At 68.7% G+C, this 15409-nt stretch carries 15 protein-coding genes; 13 read left to right on the forward strand and 2 right to left on the reverse strand.

Going from position 1 to position 15409, the window contains the following annotated elements:
- Positions 1–307: 307 nt before the first annotated feature.
- The 5 genes from C882_RS16710 to C882_RS16730 all read left to right on the forward strand — a co-directional run bounded on the left by C882_RS16710 (position 308) and on the right by C882_RS16730 (position 3439).
- Complete coding sequence (locus C882_RS16710; protein WP_009541830.1) at positions 308–946, forward strand: acyl-homoserine-lactone synthase; 639 nt, start codon at positions 308–310, stop codon at positions 944–946.
- Positions 943–1137: a hypothetical protein gene (locus C882_RS16715; RefSeq protein WP_009541831.1), complete on the forward strand. Its 195-nt coding sequence runs from the start codon at positions 943–945 to the stop codon at positions 1135–1137. Before C882_RS16710 ends, C882_RS16715 begins: the two co-directional genes overlap by 4 nt.
- Positions 1134–1319, forward strand: a complete 186-nt coding sequence (locus tag C882_RS16720) for a hypothetical protein (protein WP_009541832.1) — start codon at positions 1134–1136, stop codon at positions 1317–1319. Before C882_RS16715 ends, C882_RS16720 begins: the two co-directional genes overlap by 4 nt.
- Positions 1320–1376: 57 nt before the next feature.
- A complete protein-coding gene (locus tag C882_RS16725; protein WP_009541833.1) occupies positions 1377–2327 on the forward strand; it encodes a phytanoyl-CoA dioxygenase family protein in 951 nt (316 codons plus the stop codon).
- A 170-nt stretch (positions 2328–2497) separates the two neighbouring features.
- Positions 2498–3439, forward strand: coding sequence for a DMT family transporter (locus tag C882_RS16730; RefSeq protein WP_009541834.1), 942 nt, complete (start codon positions 2498–2500; stop codon positions 3437–3439).
- Between the two features lie 286 nt (positions 3440–3725).
- Here C882_RS16730 and C882_RS16735 read toward each other — a convergent pair whose 3' ends face one another.
- The gene (locus tag C882_RS16735) at positions 3726–4157 is read right to left on the reverse strand and encodes a DUF2267 domain-containing protein (RefSeq protein WP_009541835.1); all 432 of its coding nucleotides are present in this window, start codon (positions 4155–4157) and stop codon (positions 3726–3728) included.
- An 87-nt stretch (positions 4158–4244) separates the two neighbouring features.
- On the reverse strand, positions 4245–5315 hold the full coding sequence (locus C882_RS16740; protein ID WP_009541836.1) for a DNA topoisomerase IB: 1071 nt from the start codon (positions 5313–5315) through the stop codon (positions 4245–4247).
- 271 nt (positions 5316–5586) lie between these two features.
- On the opposite strand from C882_RS16740, the gene C882_RS16745 reads away from it, so the two are divergent.
- From C882_RS16745 to C882_RS16780, 8 genes are read left to right on the forward strand one after another with little or no spacing between them, the layout of a single operon-like run.
- Positions 5587–6705, forward strand: coding sequence for an NAD-dependent epimerase/dehydratase family protein (locus C882_RS16745; RefSeq protein WP_009541837.1), 1119 nt, complete (start codon positions 5587–5589; stop codon positions 6703–6705).
- Positions 6702–8765 carry an NAD-dependent epimerase/dehydratase family protein gene (locus tag C882_RS16750; protein WP_009541838.1) on the forward strand — a complete coding sequence of 688 codons (2064 nt, stop codon included), beginning with the start codon at positions 6702–6704 and terminating at the stop codon, positions 8763–8765. Before C882_RS16745 ends, C882_RS16750 begins: the two co-directional genes overlap by 4 nt.
- Positions 8762–10060, forward strand: coding sequence for a TIGR04295 family B12-binding domain-containing radical SAM protein (locus C882_RS16755; protein ID WP_009541839.1), 1299 nt, complete (start codon positions 8762–8764; stop codon positions 10058–10060). The genes C882_RS16750 and C882_RS16755 overlap by 4 nt, the downstream gene beginning before the upstream one ends.
- Positions 10057–11193 carry a glycosyltransferase family 4 protein gene (locus C882_RS16760; RefSeq protein WP_009541840.1) on the forward strand — a complete coding sequence of 379 codons (1137 nt, stop codon included), beginning with the start codon at positions 10057–10059 and terminating at the stop codon, positions 11191–11193. Before C882_RS16755 ends, C882_RS16760 begins: the two co-directional genes overlap by 4 nt.
- A gap of 19 nt (positions 11194–11212) precedes the next feature.
- Positions 11213–12349, forward strand: a complete 1137-nt coding sequence (locus C882_RS16765; RefSeq protein ID WP_009541841.1) for a CgeB family protein — start codon at positions 11213–11215, stop codon at positions 12347–12349.
- Positions 12349–13449 carry a CgeB family protein gene (locus C882_RS16770; protein WP_009541842.1) on the forward strand — a complete coding sequence of 367 codons (1101 nt, stop codon included), beginning with the start codon at positions 12349–12351 and terminating at the stop codon, positions 13447–13449. Before C882_RS16765 ends, C882_RS16770 begins: the two co-directional genes overlap by 1 nt.
- A complete protein-coding gene (locus tag C882_RS16775) occupies positions 13449–14570 on the forward strand; it encodes a CgeB family protein (RefSeq protein WP_009541843.1) in 1122 nt (373 codons plus the stop codon). Before C882_RS16770 ends, C882_RS16775 begins: the two co-directional genes overlap by 1 nt.
- Positions 14567–15367 carry a TIGR04290 family methyltransferase gene (locus tag C882_RS16780; RefSeq protein WP_009541844.1) on the forward strand — a complete coding sequence of 267 codons (801 nt, stop codon included), beginning with the start codon at positions 14567–14569 and terminating at the stop codon, positions 15365–15367. The genes C882_RS16775 and C882_RS16780 overlap by 4 nt, the downstream gene beginning before the upstream one ends.
- Positions 15368–15409 lie beyond the last annotated feature (42 nt).

The raw sequence follows: 15409 nt of genomic DNA on the forward strand, positions 1-15409 counted from the left end.
GGATGACCGGCGTCACGCAAGTGTCAGTTGTTGATGGCATTTTCATGACGGGCTGGACATTCCGCGCGGGAAGGCGGAGGGTTGGGATTTCCGGCGGGCTTCCCGTCCCGCCGCGACCGGCGCGCCGTCTTCTGGTGCGGCCGCTGACCCGCGTACATCGCTACGCCCAAACGGGGAATCAATCTCAAGTCTTCTCGCCATGACTGTTTAACCTTCAGGTTTAAGCACCCTGAGGGGTTGCTCAGGGTGTTTTCCTCCCCGTTTTCGCGTCCAATCGGACCACTAAAGCGATAACGGAGAGGGACCAATGCTCGACTGCCTGACCTGGGGCACAGCCCATCATTTCGGCAACGCCCTTGCCGGCCAGCACCGGCTGCGCTATCGCGTCTTCGTGCAGCGGGCCGGCTGGAACGTGCCCCACATCAACGAGATGGAGTGGGACCAGTACGATACGCCGGCCGCCCACTACCTGGTGTGGCGCGACGACGACGGCGAAGCGCGCGGCGTGGTCCGCTTCAGCCCCACCAACGTCCCCTACATGATTGCCGACATCTGGCCCGAGATGGTGACCGACGTCCCGCTGCCGCGCGACACGCTGACGTGGGAGGCGACCCGCCTGGCCGTCGATCCGTCCGCCTCGCCGGCCCTGCGCCGCCAGATCCGCCGGGAGATGGTGGTCGGCATCATGGAGTTCGGCCTGATGTACGGCGTGCAGCGCTACATCCACCTGATGCCGCCGACCTTCGTGCGCTCGTTCCTGCTGGGCAACGGCATGAACACCTGGGCCGTCGGCCCCACCCGGCGCATCGACGGCGTGCCTTGCACGGTGTGGCTGACCGAGGTTTCCGCCGAGCGGCTGGAGACGGTGCGCAAGGTCACGGGCGTGCGCCAGCCGGTCCTGCGCCTGGCAGACGACGACGCCATGGCCCCTGCGGTGGCCGCATGACGGCCGCCCCGGTCCACCATCGGCGGCCGTCCCAGGCTTCGGACGACGCCGCCGCCGAACGCCACATCGTCGAAGGGCTCTGCTACCTGGAGCGCGAGGCCGACCGCGCCGCGCTCAAGGACCTGGCGACCACCATCCGCGCTGCTCTCGACATCTACACCCACACCCGAGGCCAGGAGTGCGACGCATGAGCACCGTCATTCCGTTTCCGACGCAGGTTCTCGACCAGGCGCTTGCCGACGACGACCAGCGCCAGGCCCTGCGCGCCATGCTGCGCTACCTGCACCGCGAGATGAGCGACACCAACCTGCCCACAACCGCCGCCGCCATCGCGCTCGCGATGCAGGCCCTGGACCACGAGTGGCCGGAATAGGCCGCGCCTTGCGCGCCGCCGGCCACCGAGCAAACGACTGAAGAGGATACCATCGCCATGAACGCCATCAGCCCCGCCACCGCCAAGACCGTTCCCGCCGCCGCCGCGACCGGTGTGCGCACCCTGTCCGCCGCCTCCACGCCGGTGGAGGACGTGCATGCCGCGCTCAAGCGCGACGGCGCCGTCGTGCTGACCGATCTGGTGCCGGGCGAGGTGATCGACCGGGTGGACGCCGACCTGTCGGCCTATCTGGACCGCACGCCGTTCTGCGAGGGCAACTTCTTCGGCTGGAAGACCCGCCGCCACGCCAGCGTTCTCGCCAAGTCCCGCGCCAGCCATGACCTGTGCGCCAACCCGTTCATCCTGGACGTGGTGAAGGGCATGCTGCTGCCCTGGTGCGACAGCATCCAGCTGTCGGGCACCCAGACCATTCAGATCCATCCCGGCGAGCCGGAACAGCTGCTGCACGCCGACGAGGAGCTGTGGCCCGTCGAGCGTGGCCGCATGGAATACCAGATGAACGTGGTCTGGGCGCTGTCGGACTTCACCGCCGAGAACGGGGCGACGCGCATCCTGCCCGGCAGCCACAAGGACCCCGAGATCGAGCGCCTGCCCGACGACTCCCGCATCGTCCAGGCCGAGATGCCGCGCGGGTCGGCGGCGGTGTGGCTGGGATCGACCGTCCACGGCGGCGGCGCCAACCGCTCGGCCGCGCCGCGCACGGGCCTGTCCATGGCCTACTGCCTGGGCTGGCTGCGGCAGGCGGAAAACCAGTACCTGGCCAACCCGCCGGAAATCGCCAAGACCTACAGCCGCGAGCTGCAGGAACTGATCGGCTACAACGTCCACAACCCGAACCTCGGCTGCTTCGAGGGCCAGGACCCGCGCATCCTGCTGGAGATGGACGGCCGCCCCGACATCCTGACCTTCAAGGATTACATGCCCGAGTGGGCCGCCGAGCTTCTGGAAGAGTTCTGCGCCATCCGTGATGGCAAGAAAGCCGCCTGACGGAACGCCAGGGGGAGAGGCCGGTCAGGCGGGCCCCCGGGGCGGTGCCTGACCGGCGTACGGAGCGGAAGGGCCGAAGCGGTGCCGGAGGAGGGCGCCGCTTTGGCTCTTCCGTCTTTGCAGGGCGCGGGATAAGCGTGCGGCATCCCCCGCATCACCGAGGCTCCGCCATGCCCCGCCGCCTGATCGCCGACCTGACGCTTCTGCTGACCGCCATCCTGTGGGGCTCCACCTTCGTGGTGCAGAAGCTGGCCTTCGTGGACGACAGCGGCGCGGTGGCGACGGGCGACGATGCCCTGGGGCCGCTGGCGTTTACCGGCAGCCGCTTCATCCTGGGCGCGCTGGTCATCCTGCCGCTGGCGCTGCGGGAGCGGGCGCGGGCGCGGGTGACGACCAGGCGCGGCGACCGGCTGGGCTTCGTGCTGTGCGGTGTCCTGCTGTTCCTGGGCTCCTACACCCAGCAGGTGGGGATCATCCACACCAGTGTCACCAACGCCGGCTTCCTGACGGCGCTGTACGTGCCCATGGTGCCGGTGCTGGCGTTGTTCCTGTTCCGCAAGCTGCCGCACTGGGCGGTGTGGCCGGGCGTCGTCGGCTGCACGGCGGGAACGTGGTTCCTCAACGGCGGACGGCTGGACGGCTTTTCCGACGGCGACCTGTGGGTGATCGGCAGCGCGCTGTTCTGGGCGCTGCACGTCATCGCCGTCGGCGCGTTCGTCGGCCGCTCGGACCGACCGCTGGGGCTGGCGTGCACCCAATTCTTCACTGTCGGCATCCTTGGGATGGCCGGCGCCTGGGCGCTGGAGACGCCGAGCGTGGCCGCCCTGACAGGCGCCGCCTTCGAGATCGCCTATGCCGGAATCCTTTCCGTCGGCGTCGCCTACACCCTTCAGGTGGTCGGGCAGCGGGGCGCGCACCCCGCCGATGCGGCGCTGATCCTGAGTTCGGAAATGGTGTTCGCCGCCATCGCCGCCGCCATCGTCCTGGGCGAACGCCTGACGGCTGAGCAGATGGCCGGCGCCGGCCTGATCCTGGCGAGCATCCTCGTGGTCGAAGCGCTGCCCTTCCTGCACACGAAAAGGAGGCGGCGCGCGTCGGCGTCCGCCTCCTGAGTCGGTGTTCGACGCTCTGCGATAGGCTAGCGGCAGGGTGGCGGGCGCCGGAGGTGGACCCCTGCGTTCGCAGGGGCGACGGACTTTTTTTATTTTGTTGATTTACAGCCTAAAAATCATCGTCTTTCCTGCGAAAGCAGGAATCCACACGGGGTGCTAACCGTCCTGCCGCGCTTCCTCCGGCGCACGTCCACCTATTTCCTCGCGGCCTTGAAAGCAGGACTCCGCCTACGGTGCTAACCATCCTGCCGCTCTGTCGTCAGAAAACGTCCACCGCACCCGTCAATCAATGCGGCCAGAGCGTCTGAACCTCCGCCGGCAGCATGTGCTTCACGTCCTCGATCTCGCCGGCGGTGACGCGCTTTTGCAGCAGGCCGAAGACGGCCTTGCAGGCGCGTTCCGGGTCGTCGTCCGTGGCGGACTTCCTCAGGCGTTCGTCCACCGCCGCCAGGAACTTCTCCTTGGTGCGCTCGTCCTTGGCCGGGTTGGTGGCCGGGTGCCACTGGTCGTAGTAGATGCCCTTGACCATGATGGGGAACTGGGCGCCCAGGTTGGTCGCCTCGTCCACCGTCAGGCGGTCGCGCAGGGCGTGGAGCGTGGCGCGCAGGGCATGATAGGCGTGCTTCTTCTCGCCGCCCAACTCGGCGTTGATCTCGTTCAGCCACTCGTTGGAGACCTGGACGGTGCGGTCGAAGATGTCGAGGCCGGTGTCACTCATTGATGTCACCTCCGTCGTCTGATGTCTTTCCGTTCGGTGATCTGTCCGAGTTACGACTATCGCCGGTGAAGCGTTCGAGACCGCCGCTCACTTTTTTCCTTGTGCCTCTTCTTCCGCGATCTTCAGGAAGGCCCAGACCTGGCGCTCGTCCTTGCGCAGGGCATTGGGCGCGATGTCTTCGCGGTCCGCCGCCCGTGCACAGGCCTGCGGCAGGGTGCCCTCTTCCCAATGGGCGATGACGGCAGGATGGACGTAGCACTTGCGGCAGATGGCCTGGGTGTTCTTCAGCCGCTCCGCCACCTGCTTGACGGCGGCCTTCAGCTCGCTCTGGCGGGCCTTCTTCGTGGCGGGCTCGGGCGCGGCGCACAGCGCGTGGTAGGCCAGAACCGTGCCGGCCCAGGTGCGGAAGTCCTTGGCGGTAAACCCGTCGCCGGTGTGGTCGTGAAGGTAGGCGTTCACATCGTCCGAGCCGACAGTGTGATGGTGGCCGTGTTCGTCCACGTACTGGAACAGGCGCTGGCCGGGCAGATCCTGGCATTCCTCCACCACGGCGGCGACGCGCGGGTCCTTGACGTCGATCTCCCACTCCTTGCCGCCCTTGCCGGTGAAGTCGAAGTGCAGGTCCGGCCCGTCGACGTCCACATGATCGTCCTTCAGGGTGGTCAGGCCATAGGATTCGTTGTCCTTGGAATACTCGGGATTGCCGATGCGGATCAGGCTGTTCTCCAGCAGCCGCACCACGGCGGCCACCACCTTTTCCGGCGGCAGGCCCTCGCGTCCCAGGTCTCGCGAGACACGGCGCCGCAAGCCGGGCAGGGTGGCGGCGAAATCCAGCAGGCGGTGATACTTGGCGGCGTCGCGCACCTCGCGCCAGCGGGCGTGATAGCGGTACTGCTTGCGGCCGCGCGCATCCCGTCCCGTGGCCTGAAGGTGGCCGTCGGGGTCCATGCAGATCCACACGTCCTTGTAGGCCGGCGGCACGGCCAGGCGCCGGGCACGGTCGAGCGTGCGGGTGTCGCGGATGCGCTCGCCGCCCGGGTCGTGATAGCTGAACCCCTTGCCGCGCCGCCGCCGGCGGATGCCGGGTTCGGCATCGGAGGACCACCGCAGGCCGTGGCGCTCCAGGTCCTCGGCGGCAAGGTCGTCGTCAATCGTCATGGGCGCGCAACGATCCCCGTCAGGTGGATGAAAAAGGCTTCTTCTGGCCTTTGGAAGCCTGTTTTGGGCTTCCGGAAGGCTGATCTGCGATTTTTGCGTCAACGGGCCTCGACTTCGGCGCGTTGCGGTCGGAAGAGGAGCCACGATGACTATGGCGACAGCGGCTTCTCCTTGCCCTTCATGCCCGCCTGATACGGCTGCTGCTGAAGATGAGGAACCTGTCGCTCAACGGTCGCGTTGCCTCCCCCGAGTGCAATCCCAAGGAGGACCCATGAGCGCCAAGATACTGATCACCGGCGGGGCCGGGTTCATCGGGTCTCACCTGGCCGACGCCCTGCTGGCGCGCGGCCACCACGTGAGGGTATTCGACAACCTGTCCCCCCAGGTGCACGGCAAGGACGCCGGCGTGCCCGACTACCTCTCGCCGGACGTGGAATTCATGCGCGGCGACGTGCGGGACGCCAACGCGCTGCGCCAGGCGCTCGAGGGCGTGGATGCGGTCTATCATCTGGCGGCCATGGTCGGGGTCGGGCAGAGCATGTACCAGATCGACGACTATACCGCCGTCAACGACCTGGGCACGGCGACGCTGCTGCAATTGCTCATCGAGCGGCCGGTGAAGCGCCTGGTGGTCGCCTCGTCCATGAGCATCTACGGCGAAGGCCTGTACGAGGATGAGCATGGCGCCCTCATCTCCAATGCCACCCGATCGGCCGAGCAACTCAAGAAAGGCCAGTGGGAGCCGGTCAGCACCGACGGCCTGCCGCTGACCCCCATCGCAACGCCGGAAAGCAAGCAGCCGGAACTGGCGAGCATTTATGCACTGGGCAAGTACGCGCAGGAGCGCATGTGCCTGATCACCGGGCAGGCCTACGGCATTCCCACCACGGCCATGCGGTTCTTCAACGTCTACGGCACGCGGCAGGCGCTGTCGAACCCCTACACCGGCGTGCTGGCGATCTTCGCCTCGCGCCTCTTGAACGGCAAGGCGCCCCGCATTTTCGAGGACGGCCGCCAGCGCCGCGACTTCGTACATGTGAAGGACGTCGCGCGGGCCTGTGCCGACGCGCTGGACCGGCCGGAGAGCGCGGGGCACGCCATCAACATAGGGTCGGGCAACATCTATACGGTGGAGCAGATCGCCGCGACGCTCGCCCGTACCATGGGCCGGCAGGACATCGCGCCCGAGGTCACCGGCGAATACCGCGTCGGCGACATCCGCCACTGCTTCGCCGACCTGACCAACGCGGAAAAGCTGCTGGGCTTCCGACCCGAGGTCGGCTTCGACGAGGGTCTGGGCGAACTGGTTGAGTGGGTTGCCTCCCAGACCGCCGAGGACCGAGTCGGCGAGGCCGACAAGGAACTGCGCCAGCGGGGGCTGGTGGCATGAACGCCGAGCCCCGCAAGCCCCAGACCCCCGCAAGCGCGCCGGCCGTCGGCGTCGTCGAGTGGCTGCGCCCCGGCGACTACGAGTTGGTGGAGACCCTGCTCGCCGACCTCAAGCGCATGGGCATCACGCACCTGCGCACGGGCGTCAGCTGGGCGGAGTATCACACGCCCGGCGGCCGCGACTGGTACGCCTGGCTGCTGCCCCGGCTGGCGAAGGACGTGGAGGTTCTGCCCTGCGTCACCTACACGCCGCCGTCCATCGGCGAGGTGGAAAAGACCTCCAGCCCGCCAGCGGACCTCAAGGCCTATGCCGACTTCCTGGACGTCCTGGTCACCGACCACGGCGACTGCTTCGAGTGGGTGGAGCTGTGGAACGAGCCCAACAACCTGAACGACTGGGATTGGCGCATCGACCCCAGCTGGCGCAAGTTCGCCAACATGATCATCATGGCGTCCTACTGGATGCACCAGCGCGGCAAGAAGACGGTCCTGGGCGGCATGTGCCCGACCGACCCCAATTGGGTCCAGTTGATGCGCGAGTACGGTGCGCTGGACAACATCGACGCCATCTCGCTCCACGGCTTCCCCGGCACCTGGACCCACGACGGCCAGACCTGGGCGCGTCAGGTGGACGAGGTGCGCGCGGTGCTCGCCGACCTGGACCGGCCCATGGAGTTCTGGATCACCGAAGCCGGCTACTCCACCTGGCGCCATGACGAGCCGACCCAGACGGAAGTGTTCCTCGACCTGCTGAAGGCGCCGGTCGAGCGCGCCTACTGGTACGCCTGGAGCGACCTGCACAAGGACATTCCCAGCCAGGAAGGCTTCCACGTCGACGAACGCCACTACCACTTCGGCCTGCGCACGCCGGAGGGGCGCCCCAAGCTGCTGTTCCGCCTGCTGGAGCGCGGCGGCATCGACGCGGTGGCGCGGGTCGACGAGCACCTGTGCCACAGCCCCGACGCCGCGGCACCCGCCGTCACCGGCAAGGCGGAAAAGCCCGTGCTGATCACCGGCGGCGCCGGCTTCCTGGGCTCGAACATCGCCCACCGGCTGGCCGCCAAAGGCCGGCAGGTGCGCATCTTCGACAACCTGAGCCGTGGCGGCGTCGAGGACAATCTGGCCTGGCTCATCGACAGCCACCCCGGCCGCATTGAGCCCGTGCCCGGCGACATCCGCGATCGCTGGACGGTCCGCGACGTGGTGAAGGAGGCCGACAGCGTCTTCCATCTGGCCGCACAGGTGGCGGTGACCACCAGCGTGAACGACCCGCGCGAGGATTTCGACATCAACCTGGGCGGCGTGATGAACGTGCTGGAGGCCGCCCGCGAAATGGCCGCGCCGCCAAAGCTGGTGTTTGCCTCGACCAACAAGGTCTACGGCTCGCTGTCCGACATTCCGCTGGCGCTTCAGGGCGATCGGCACGCGCCGGTGGACGATGACGCGCGGGCGCACGGCGTGTCGGAGCGTCAGCCGCTGGAACTGTATTCGCCCTACGGCTGCTCCAAGGGGGGCGCGGACCAGTACGTCATCGATCACGCCCGCATCTACGGACTGCCGGCCGCGGTCTTCCGCATGAGCTGCCTCTACGGCCCGCGCCAGTTCGGGACCGAGGATCAGGGCTGGGTGGCGCACTTCATGATCCAGGCGCTGAAGGGCGAGCCGATCACCCTGTTCGGCGACGGCAAGCAGGTGCGCGACGTGCTGTTCGTCGACGACATCGTGGATGCCTACCTGCTGGCGGAGCGCCAGATGGAGAAGGTCAAGGGCCGCGCCTTCAACATGGGCGGCGGGCCGCGCAACGCCGTTTCGCTGATCGAGGCCATCCGCGCCATCGAGCGCCTGACGGGCCGATCCGTCGACGTCTCCTTCGGCGACTGGCGGCCGGGGGACCAGCCCTGGTACGTCAGCGACACCCGCGCCTTCGAGAGCCTGACGGGCTGGCGCCCGCGCGTGTCCGTCGACGATGGCTTCGCCCGCCTGCGCGACTGGCTGGTGACGCACGGCTTCGGCGCCGTGGCCGAGGAACCGACAGAGACGGAGGAAAGGGTCGCCGTATGAAGGTCTGCCTCATCAATCCGCCCTGGTCGTTCGACGGCAGCATCTACTTCGGCTGCCGCGAGCCTCACCTGCCGCTGGAACTGGGCTATTCCAAGGCCCTGCTGGAGCGCGAGGGCCACGAGGCGGAAATCATCGACGCCCACATGGATGACCTGACGCACGAGGATGTCCGCCTGCGGGTGGAAGCGTTCGCGCCCGACATGACGGTGGTGACCACGGCACCCACCTACCTGTTCTGGCGCTGCGCCCCGCCCGAGTTGCGGGTCCCGCGCGAGGTGATCGACACGGTGCGCCCCCACGCCGGGCGCCTGGTGGCCGTCGGCCCGCACGGCTCCACCACCCCGCGCGCCGCCCTGCGCAAGTTGGAGGTGGACGAGATCGTGATGGGCGAGTGCGAGGAGATCGTCGTCAAGCTGGCGAATGGAGAGGACCGCGCCCACATGCCGGGGCTCGCCTTCTGGCACGCGAAGATGGAAAGCGGCATCAAGGTCAACGGCGGCCCGCAGGCGGCCACCTTCACCGACCTGCCGGCGCTGGAGTGGCCAGATGCCTGGGTGGCGCGTCACCGCCACCACCACCACCGCTTCGACCGCGCGCCCAGCGCGCCGGGCGCGGAGGTGGAGGCGAGCCGGGGGTGCCCGTTCTCGTGCTCCTTCTGCGCCAAGGAGAACTTCCGCGACAAGTACCGCAAGCGCGACCTGCCCACCCTGATGGCCGAGATCGACCGGCTGATCGGGCAGGGCGTGGAATACCTGTACTTCGTCGACGAAATCTTCCTGCCCGACAAGCCGCTGCTTGAGGCGCTGGTGGAGCGCGATGTGGAGTTCGGCATCCAGACCCGCCTGGACCTCTGGAAGTTTCCCATGATCGAGCTTCTGGGTCGCGCGGGGTGTGTCTCCATCGAGGCGGGCGTGGAAAGCATCACGCCCGAGGGCCGCGCCATGCTCGACAAGAACTGCAAGCTCGGCACCGACGACCTGACGGAGCGGCTTATCCACGCCAAGACGTTCGTGCCCTTCGTGCAGGCCAACCTGATCGAACTGCCCACCGACGACCCGGCGCAGATCGACGCCTGGCGCGAGGTGGTGCGCGAGCGCGGTGTCTGGGCCAACGATCCGGTGCCGCTGTTCCCCTATCCGGGCAGTCCCGACTACCGCAAGCTGTTCGGCCGGCTGGACGACCACGCCTGGGAACGCGCCATGGACTACTACCTGCGCGAATACGTGGACTTCAGCGACATCCAGGAAGACACACCGCTGCCGCTGGCCGACCTGGAGCGGAGGGCCGCCGAATGAGGATGGCGCTCCGCCACCCCGCGCCCCGCTGCGTCCTCATGACCGCCGACACCATCGGCGGCGTGTGGACCTACGTCCTGGAACTGGCGCGCGGGCTGACGGAGCGGGGGTCGCGGGTGGTGATCGCCACCATGGGCCGGACCCCGACCGAGGCGCAGATGCGCGCCGCCCGCGCCATCGACGGGGTGATCCTGGAATGCTCCGCCTACGCGCTGGAGTGGATGCCGGATGATCCGTGGGACGACGTGGCGGCCGCCGGCGACTGGCTGCTGCGGCTGGAACGCCGCTACCGGCCGGACCTCATCCACCTCAACGGCTATGCCCACGGCCGCCTGCCGTGGTCGGCGCCCGTGGTGGTGGCGGCGCATTCCGATGTGCTGTCGTGGTTCGACGCCGTGAAGGGCGAAGCCCCGCCGCCGCTGTTCGACCGGTATGAGGCGGAGGTTCGCGCGGGCCTGCGGGCGGCCGACCTGGTGGTCGCCCCGACGCAGGCCTACCTGGCCGACGTCACCCGCTGCTTCGGCGCCGTCGGGCCGTCGCGCGCGGTGCTGAACGGCCTGGGCGCCACACCCTCGAAGGCGCTTTCCGCCAAGGCGCCGGTGGTGCTGTCGGCAGGCCGGGTGTGGGACGAGGCGAAGAACATCGCCGTCCTGGAACACGCCGCCGCCGCCGGCCAGTGGCCCCTGCGCATCGCTGGCGACGCCACCGGGCCGGACGACGGGGAGGCCGCGCCGCTCAAGGCCGCGCACATGCTCGGGCGCCTGGAGCCGGATGCCATGACGCGGGAGTTTTCCCGCGCCGCCATCTTCTGCGCGCCGTCCGTCTACGAGCCCTTCGGCCTGGGCGTGCTGGAGGCGGCGCGGGCCGGCTGTGCTCTTGTCGTATCCGACATTCCCACCTTCCGCGAGCTATGGGACGGCGCGGCGCTGTTCGTGCCGCCGCGCGAGCCCGCCGCCTGGGCCGAGGCCTGCGAAACGCTGGCCCATGACACGGCCCTGCGCCTTCGCCTGGCCGCCGCCGCCCGCGGCCGCGCCCGCCGCTACACCGCCGCCGCCATGACCGACGCGACGCTCGCCGCCTATGCCGCCGCCGCCGGGCTGGAGCCCGCGCGTGCGTCCATGGCGGCGGAATGATCTCTGCCGGGAGACGCCCTTGAAGTTTGTCCTGTTCTACCACTCGCTGTTCTCGGACTGGAACCACGGCAACGCCCACTTCCTGCGCGGCGTGGTGCGGGAGCTAAAGGCGCGCGGCCACGACGTCACGGTGTGGGAGCCCGCCGAGGGCTGGTCGCGGGAGAACCTTGTGGCCGATCACGGAGAGACGGCGCTGGACGATATCGCGGCGGCGCTGCCGGGCCTGTCCTCGCGCCTGTATGACGGCGCCATGCCGGATCTGGACGAGGCCCTGGACGGCGCCGATGCCGTCCTCGTGCACGAGTGGTCCGATCCCGAGCTTGTGGCGGAGGTCGGCCGCCGCCGTGCCGCAGGGGCGGGCTTCCGTCTGCTGTTCCACGACACCCACCACCGCAGCGTCTCGGCGCCCGAAGAGATGGCGGCCTATGACCTGTCGGGCTACGACGGCGTGCTGGCCTTCGGCAATGTCATCCGCGACATCTACCTGCAAAAGCAGTGGGCCGCCCACGCCTGGACCTGGCACGAGGCCGCCGACACCGCCCTGTTCCACCCGCGCGACGACATCGCCGCCAGCCGCGACCTTGTGTGGATCGGCAACTGGGGCGATGACGAACGGACGGAGGAACTCGACCGCTTCCTGCTGGAGCCGGTGAAGGCGCTCGGCCTGTCCGCGACCGTCCACGGCGTGCGCTACCCAGCCGACGCGCTGGACCGGCTGAAGGCCGCAGGCATCGACTATCGCGGCTGGCTGCCCAACCATCGGGTGCCGGAGGTGTTCGCCGCACATCGGGTGACGGTGCACGTGCCGCGCCGCTTCTACACCGACATCCTGCCGGGCATCCCCACCATCCGCCCCTTCGAGGCCATGGCCTGCGGCATCCCGCTGGTCTCGGCCTCCTGGGACGATGCCGAGGGCCTGTTCACGCCCGGCGAGGATTACCTGATCGCCCGAAACGCCGACGACATGGCCGCCAAGCTGCGCATGGTGCTGACGGATACCGACCTCGCCCGGTCCTTGCGCGAGAACGGCCTGGCCGCCATCCGCGCCCGCCACACCTGCGGCCATCGCGCCGACGAACTGCTGGACATCCTGGCGAGCCTGGGATGCCCCGCCGACACCACCCATTCACCCCGCGCCCGCGTGGAGATCGCCTGATGCACATCGCCTTTTTCGGCTCGTCCCTTGTCTCCGCCTACTGGAATGGCGCCGCGACCTATTATCGCGGGATGCTGTCCGCGCTCGCGCGCCGGGGGCACACCATCACCTTCTACGAGCCGGACGCCTTCGACCGCCAGAAGCACCGCGACATGGACCCGCCGGACTGGGCGCGCGTCGTCGTCTGGCCGGCGACGCAGGAAGGCTGCGAAAAGGCGCTGGAAGACGCCAAGGGCGCCGATCTGGTGGTGAAGGCGTCGGGCGTTGGCGTGTTCGACGCCTTCCTTGAGCAGAACGTACTCCGCCTGAAGGCGCCGGGCACCCGCGTCGTGCTGTGGGATGTGGACGCGCCGGCGACGCTGGAAAACATCCACACCAGCCCCGACGACGTGCTGGGCCCCCTGGTGCCCGACTTCGACATGGTGCTGACCTACGGCGGCGGCGACCCGGTGGTGCACGCGTACACCAGGCTGGGTGCGAAGGCTTGCGTGCCCATCTACAACGCGCTCGACCCGACCACGCACTTCCCGGTGGAGCCCGATCCGGCCTTCGCCGCCGACCTGGCGTTCCTGGGCAACCGCCTGCCGGACCGCGAGGCGCGGGTGGAGGAGTTTTTCCTGAAGGCCGCCGAATTGCTGCCCGAGCAGCGATTCCTCATGGGCGGGTCCGGCTGGGACGACAAGCCCATGCCGGCCAACGTGCGGAACCTGGGGCACGTCTACACGCACCAGCACAACGCCTTCAACTGCTCCCCCAAGGCGGTGCTGAACATCACCCGCGACAGCATGGCCAAGACCGGCTTCTCGCCGCCGACGCGCGTCTTCGAGGCCTGCGGCGCCGGCGCCTGCCTGGTGACCGATGCGTGGGAGGGCATCGACCAGTTCCTGGAGCCCGGCCGCGAGGTGCTGGTCGCCCACGACGGCGCCGATGTCGCTCGCCAGCTTGCGTCTTTAAGCGAAAAAGAGTCCGCCGCCATCGGCAAGGCCGGGCTGAAGCGCGTTCTGGCGGAACACACCTACGATCACCGCGCCGCCGAGGTGGAGGCCCTGTTGGAAGGCTCCGACCGCGCGGCGCCCGTTGCGGAGGAGGTTGCCTCCTGATGCCCTTGTCCATCTGCATTCTCGGCCTGTCCATCACGTCCAGCTGGGGCAACGGCCACGCCACCACCTTTCGCGGACTGGTGCGCGAACTGGCGAACCTGGGTCACCGCGTCACCTTCCTGGAGCGCGACGTGCCCTGGTACGCCGACAACCGCGACAAGCCGGAGCCGGAGGGCTGTGCGACACACCTGTACGCCTCGCTGGATGAGTTGAAGGCCAAGCATGTGGCCGACGTGCGCGACGCCGATCTCGTCATCGTCGGCTCCTACGTGCCCGACGGGGTGGAGGTCGGCCGCTGGGTGCAGAAGACGGCGGCGGGCATCGCGGCCTTCTACGACATCGACACGCCGGTGACGCTGGCGAAGCTGGGCCGCGGCGACCACGAATACATCGCGCCCGAGATCATGCCCGGCTACGACCTGTACCTGTCGTTCACCGGCGGCCCGACCCTGCGCAAGATCGAGCGCGAATACGGCGTGCCCATGGCGCGCGCGCTGTACTGCTCCGTCGACCCCGACCTGTACTACCCGGAGCCGGAAACGCCGGTGAAATGGGATCTGGGCTACCTCGGCACCTATTCCGACGACCGGCAGCCGACCCTGGAAAAGCTGCTGATCGAGCCCGCCCGCCGCGCGCCCGAGTGCCGCTTCGTCGTCGCCGGGCCGCAGTATCCCGACAGCATCCAGTGGCCGGAGAACGTGGAGCGCATCGACCACTGTCCGCCGGCCGACCATCGGGCCTTCTACAACGCCCAGCGCTTCACCCTGAACGTGACGCGCGCCGACATGATCCGCGCCGGCTACAGTCCCTCCGTCCGCCTGTTCGAGGCGGCGGCCTGCGGCACACCCATTCTGTCGGACTGGTGGGAGGGGCTCTATACCCTGTTCGAGCCCGGTCGCGAGATCGTCACCGCCGAAACCGCCGACGAGGCCCGCGCGGTGCTGGAGGACATGCCGGCCGAGGAGGCCCGGGCCATGGGCGAGCGCGCCCGCCAGAAGGTGCTGTCAGCCCACACCGCCGGCCATCGCGCGAAGGAACTGGTGACGGCCTACGAGGAGGCGCGGGCGGAGAAGGACGCGCGCGGCGACGTGCGCCTCGTGCCGTCGGAGGCCCAGGCATGACCCACGGCGCCCACCCCACCGGCCCGTCGGCGGAGGATCTGGCGCCCTGGTTTCACAACCTGCACCTCCCCGATGGCAGCCAGACCCGCCCCGACCACCCGCTGGGCGACTTCCCGCGCTACAAGTGGGAGCAGGTGGCCGAGCACATCCCCGCCGACCTGGCCGGCAAGCGCTGCCTGGACATCGGCTGCAATGCCGGGTTTTACAGCTTCGAACTGGCGAAACGCGGGGCGGAGGTGGTCGGCATCGACATCAACGACCACTACCTGCGCCAGGCCCGCTGGGCTGCGGCGCGCATGGAACTGTCGGAGCGGGTGACGTTCCGCAAGCGCCACGTCTACGATTTCGCGCGGGGCGCGACAGACAATTTCGACATCGTCATCTTCATGGGCGTGCTCTATCACCTGCGCTACCCCATGCTGGCGCTGGACACCATCCGCCACCTGGACCCCGAGCTGATGGTGTTCCAGACGCTGATGACGGCGGATCGCGCGGTGGCCGGGGATGCTGCCGGCGACGTTCATTTCGAGGACCGCGAGACCCTGGACCAGCCGGGCTGGCCGCGCATGGCCTTCATCGAGAACAGTTTGAACCGGGACCCCACCAACTGGTGGGTGCCCAACCATGCCGCCATCCTGGGCATGATGCGGGCGACGGGGTTCCGCGTGGTGGCGCGTCCGGGCGATGAAATCTACATCTGCCGCCCCATGGCGATCCGCACCGGCCACTGGCTGGCCGACGAATTCGACGCCGCCACTGGCCGCGCGGACAAATCGGACGAGGTGGGAGAACCCTGAACGCCCTGCCTCCGTTCCTCGGTCAGACACGGCGCACGCGAT

Source organism: Caenispirillum salinarum AK4 (assembly GCF_000315795.1).
Classification (GTDB): domain Bacteria; phylum Pseudomonadota; class Alphaproteobacteria; order Rhodospirillales; family Rhodospirillaceae; genus Caenispirillum; species Caenispirillum salinarum.

Coding starts and splice junctions, on each gene's coding strand:
- C882_RS16775 (WP_009541843.1), top strand. CDS start 13,449: ATGCCCTTGTCCATCTGCATTCTCGGCCTGTCCATCACGTCCAGCTGG.
- C882_RS16710 (WP_009541830.1), top strand. CDS start 308: ATGCTCGACTGCCTGACCTGGGGCACAGCCCATCATTTCGGCAACGCC.
- C882_RS16740 (WP_009541836.1), bottom strand. CDS start 5,315: ATGACGATTGACGACGACCTTGCCGCCGAGGACCTGGAGCGCCACGGC.
- C882_RS16780 (WP_009541844.1), top strand. CDS start 14,567: ATGACCCACGGCGCCCACCCCACCGGCCCGTCGGCGGAGGATCTGGCG.
- C882_RS16770 (WP_009541842.1), top strand. CDS start 12,349: ATGCACATCGCCTTTTTCGGCTCGTCCCTTGTCTCCGCCTACTGGAAT.
- C882_RS16760 (WP_009541840.1), top strand. CDS start 10,057: ATGAGGATGGCGCTCCGCCACCCCGCGCCCCGCTGCGTCCTCATGACC.
- C882_RS16720 (WP_009541832.1), top strand. CDS start 1,134: ATGAGCACCGTCATTCCGTTTCCGACGCAGGTTCTCGACCAGGCGCTT.
- C882_RS16715 (WP_009541831.1), top strand. CDS start 943: ATGACGGCCGCCCCGGTCCACCATCGGCGGCCGTCCCAGGCTTCGGAC.
- C882_RS16730 (WP_009541834.1), top strand. CDS start 2,498: ATGCCCCGCCGCCTGATCGCCGACCTGACGCTTCTGCTGACCGCCATC.
- C882_RS16755 (WP_009541839.1), top strand. CDS start 8,762: ATGAAGGTCTGCCTCATCAATCCGCCCTGGTCGTTCGACGGCAGCATC.
- C882_RS16735 (WP_009541835.1), bottom strand. CDS start 4,157: ATGAGTGACACCGGCCTCGACATCTTCGACCGCACCGTCCAGGTCTCC.
- C882_RS16725 (WP_009541833.1), top strand. CDS start 1,377: ATGAACGCCATCAGCCCCGCCACCGCCAAGACCGTTCCCGCCGCCGCC.
- C882_RS16745 (WP_009541837.1), top strand. CDS start 5,587: ATGAGCGCCAAGATACTGATCACCGGCGGGGCCGGGTTCATCGGGTCT.
- C882_RS16750 (WP_009541838.1), top strand. CDS start 6,702: ATGAACGCCGAGCCCCGCAAGCCCCAGACCCCCGCAAGCGCGCCGGCC.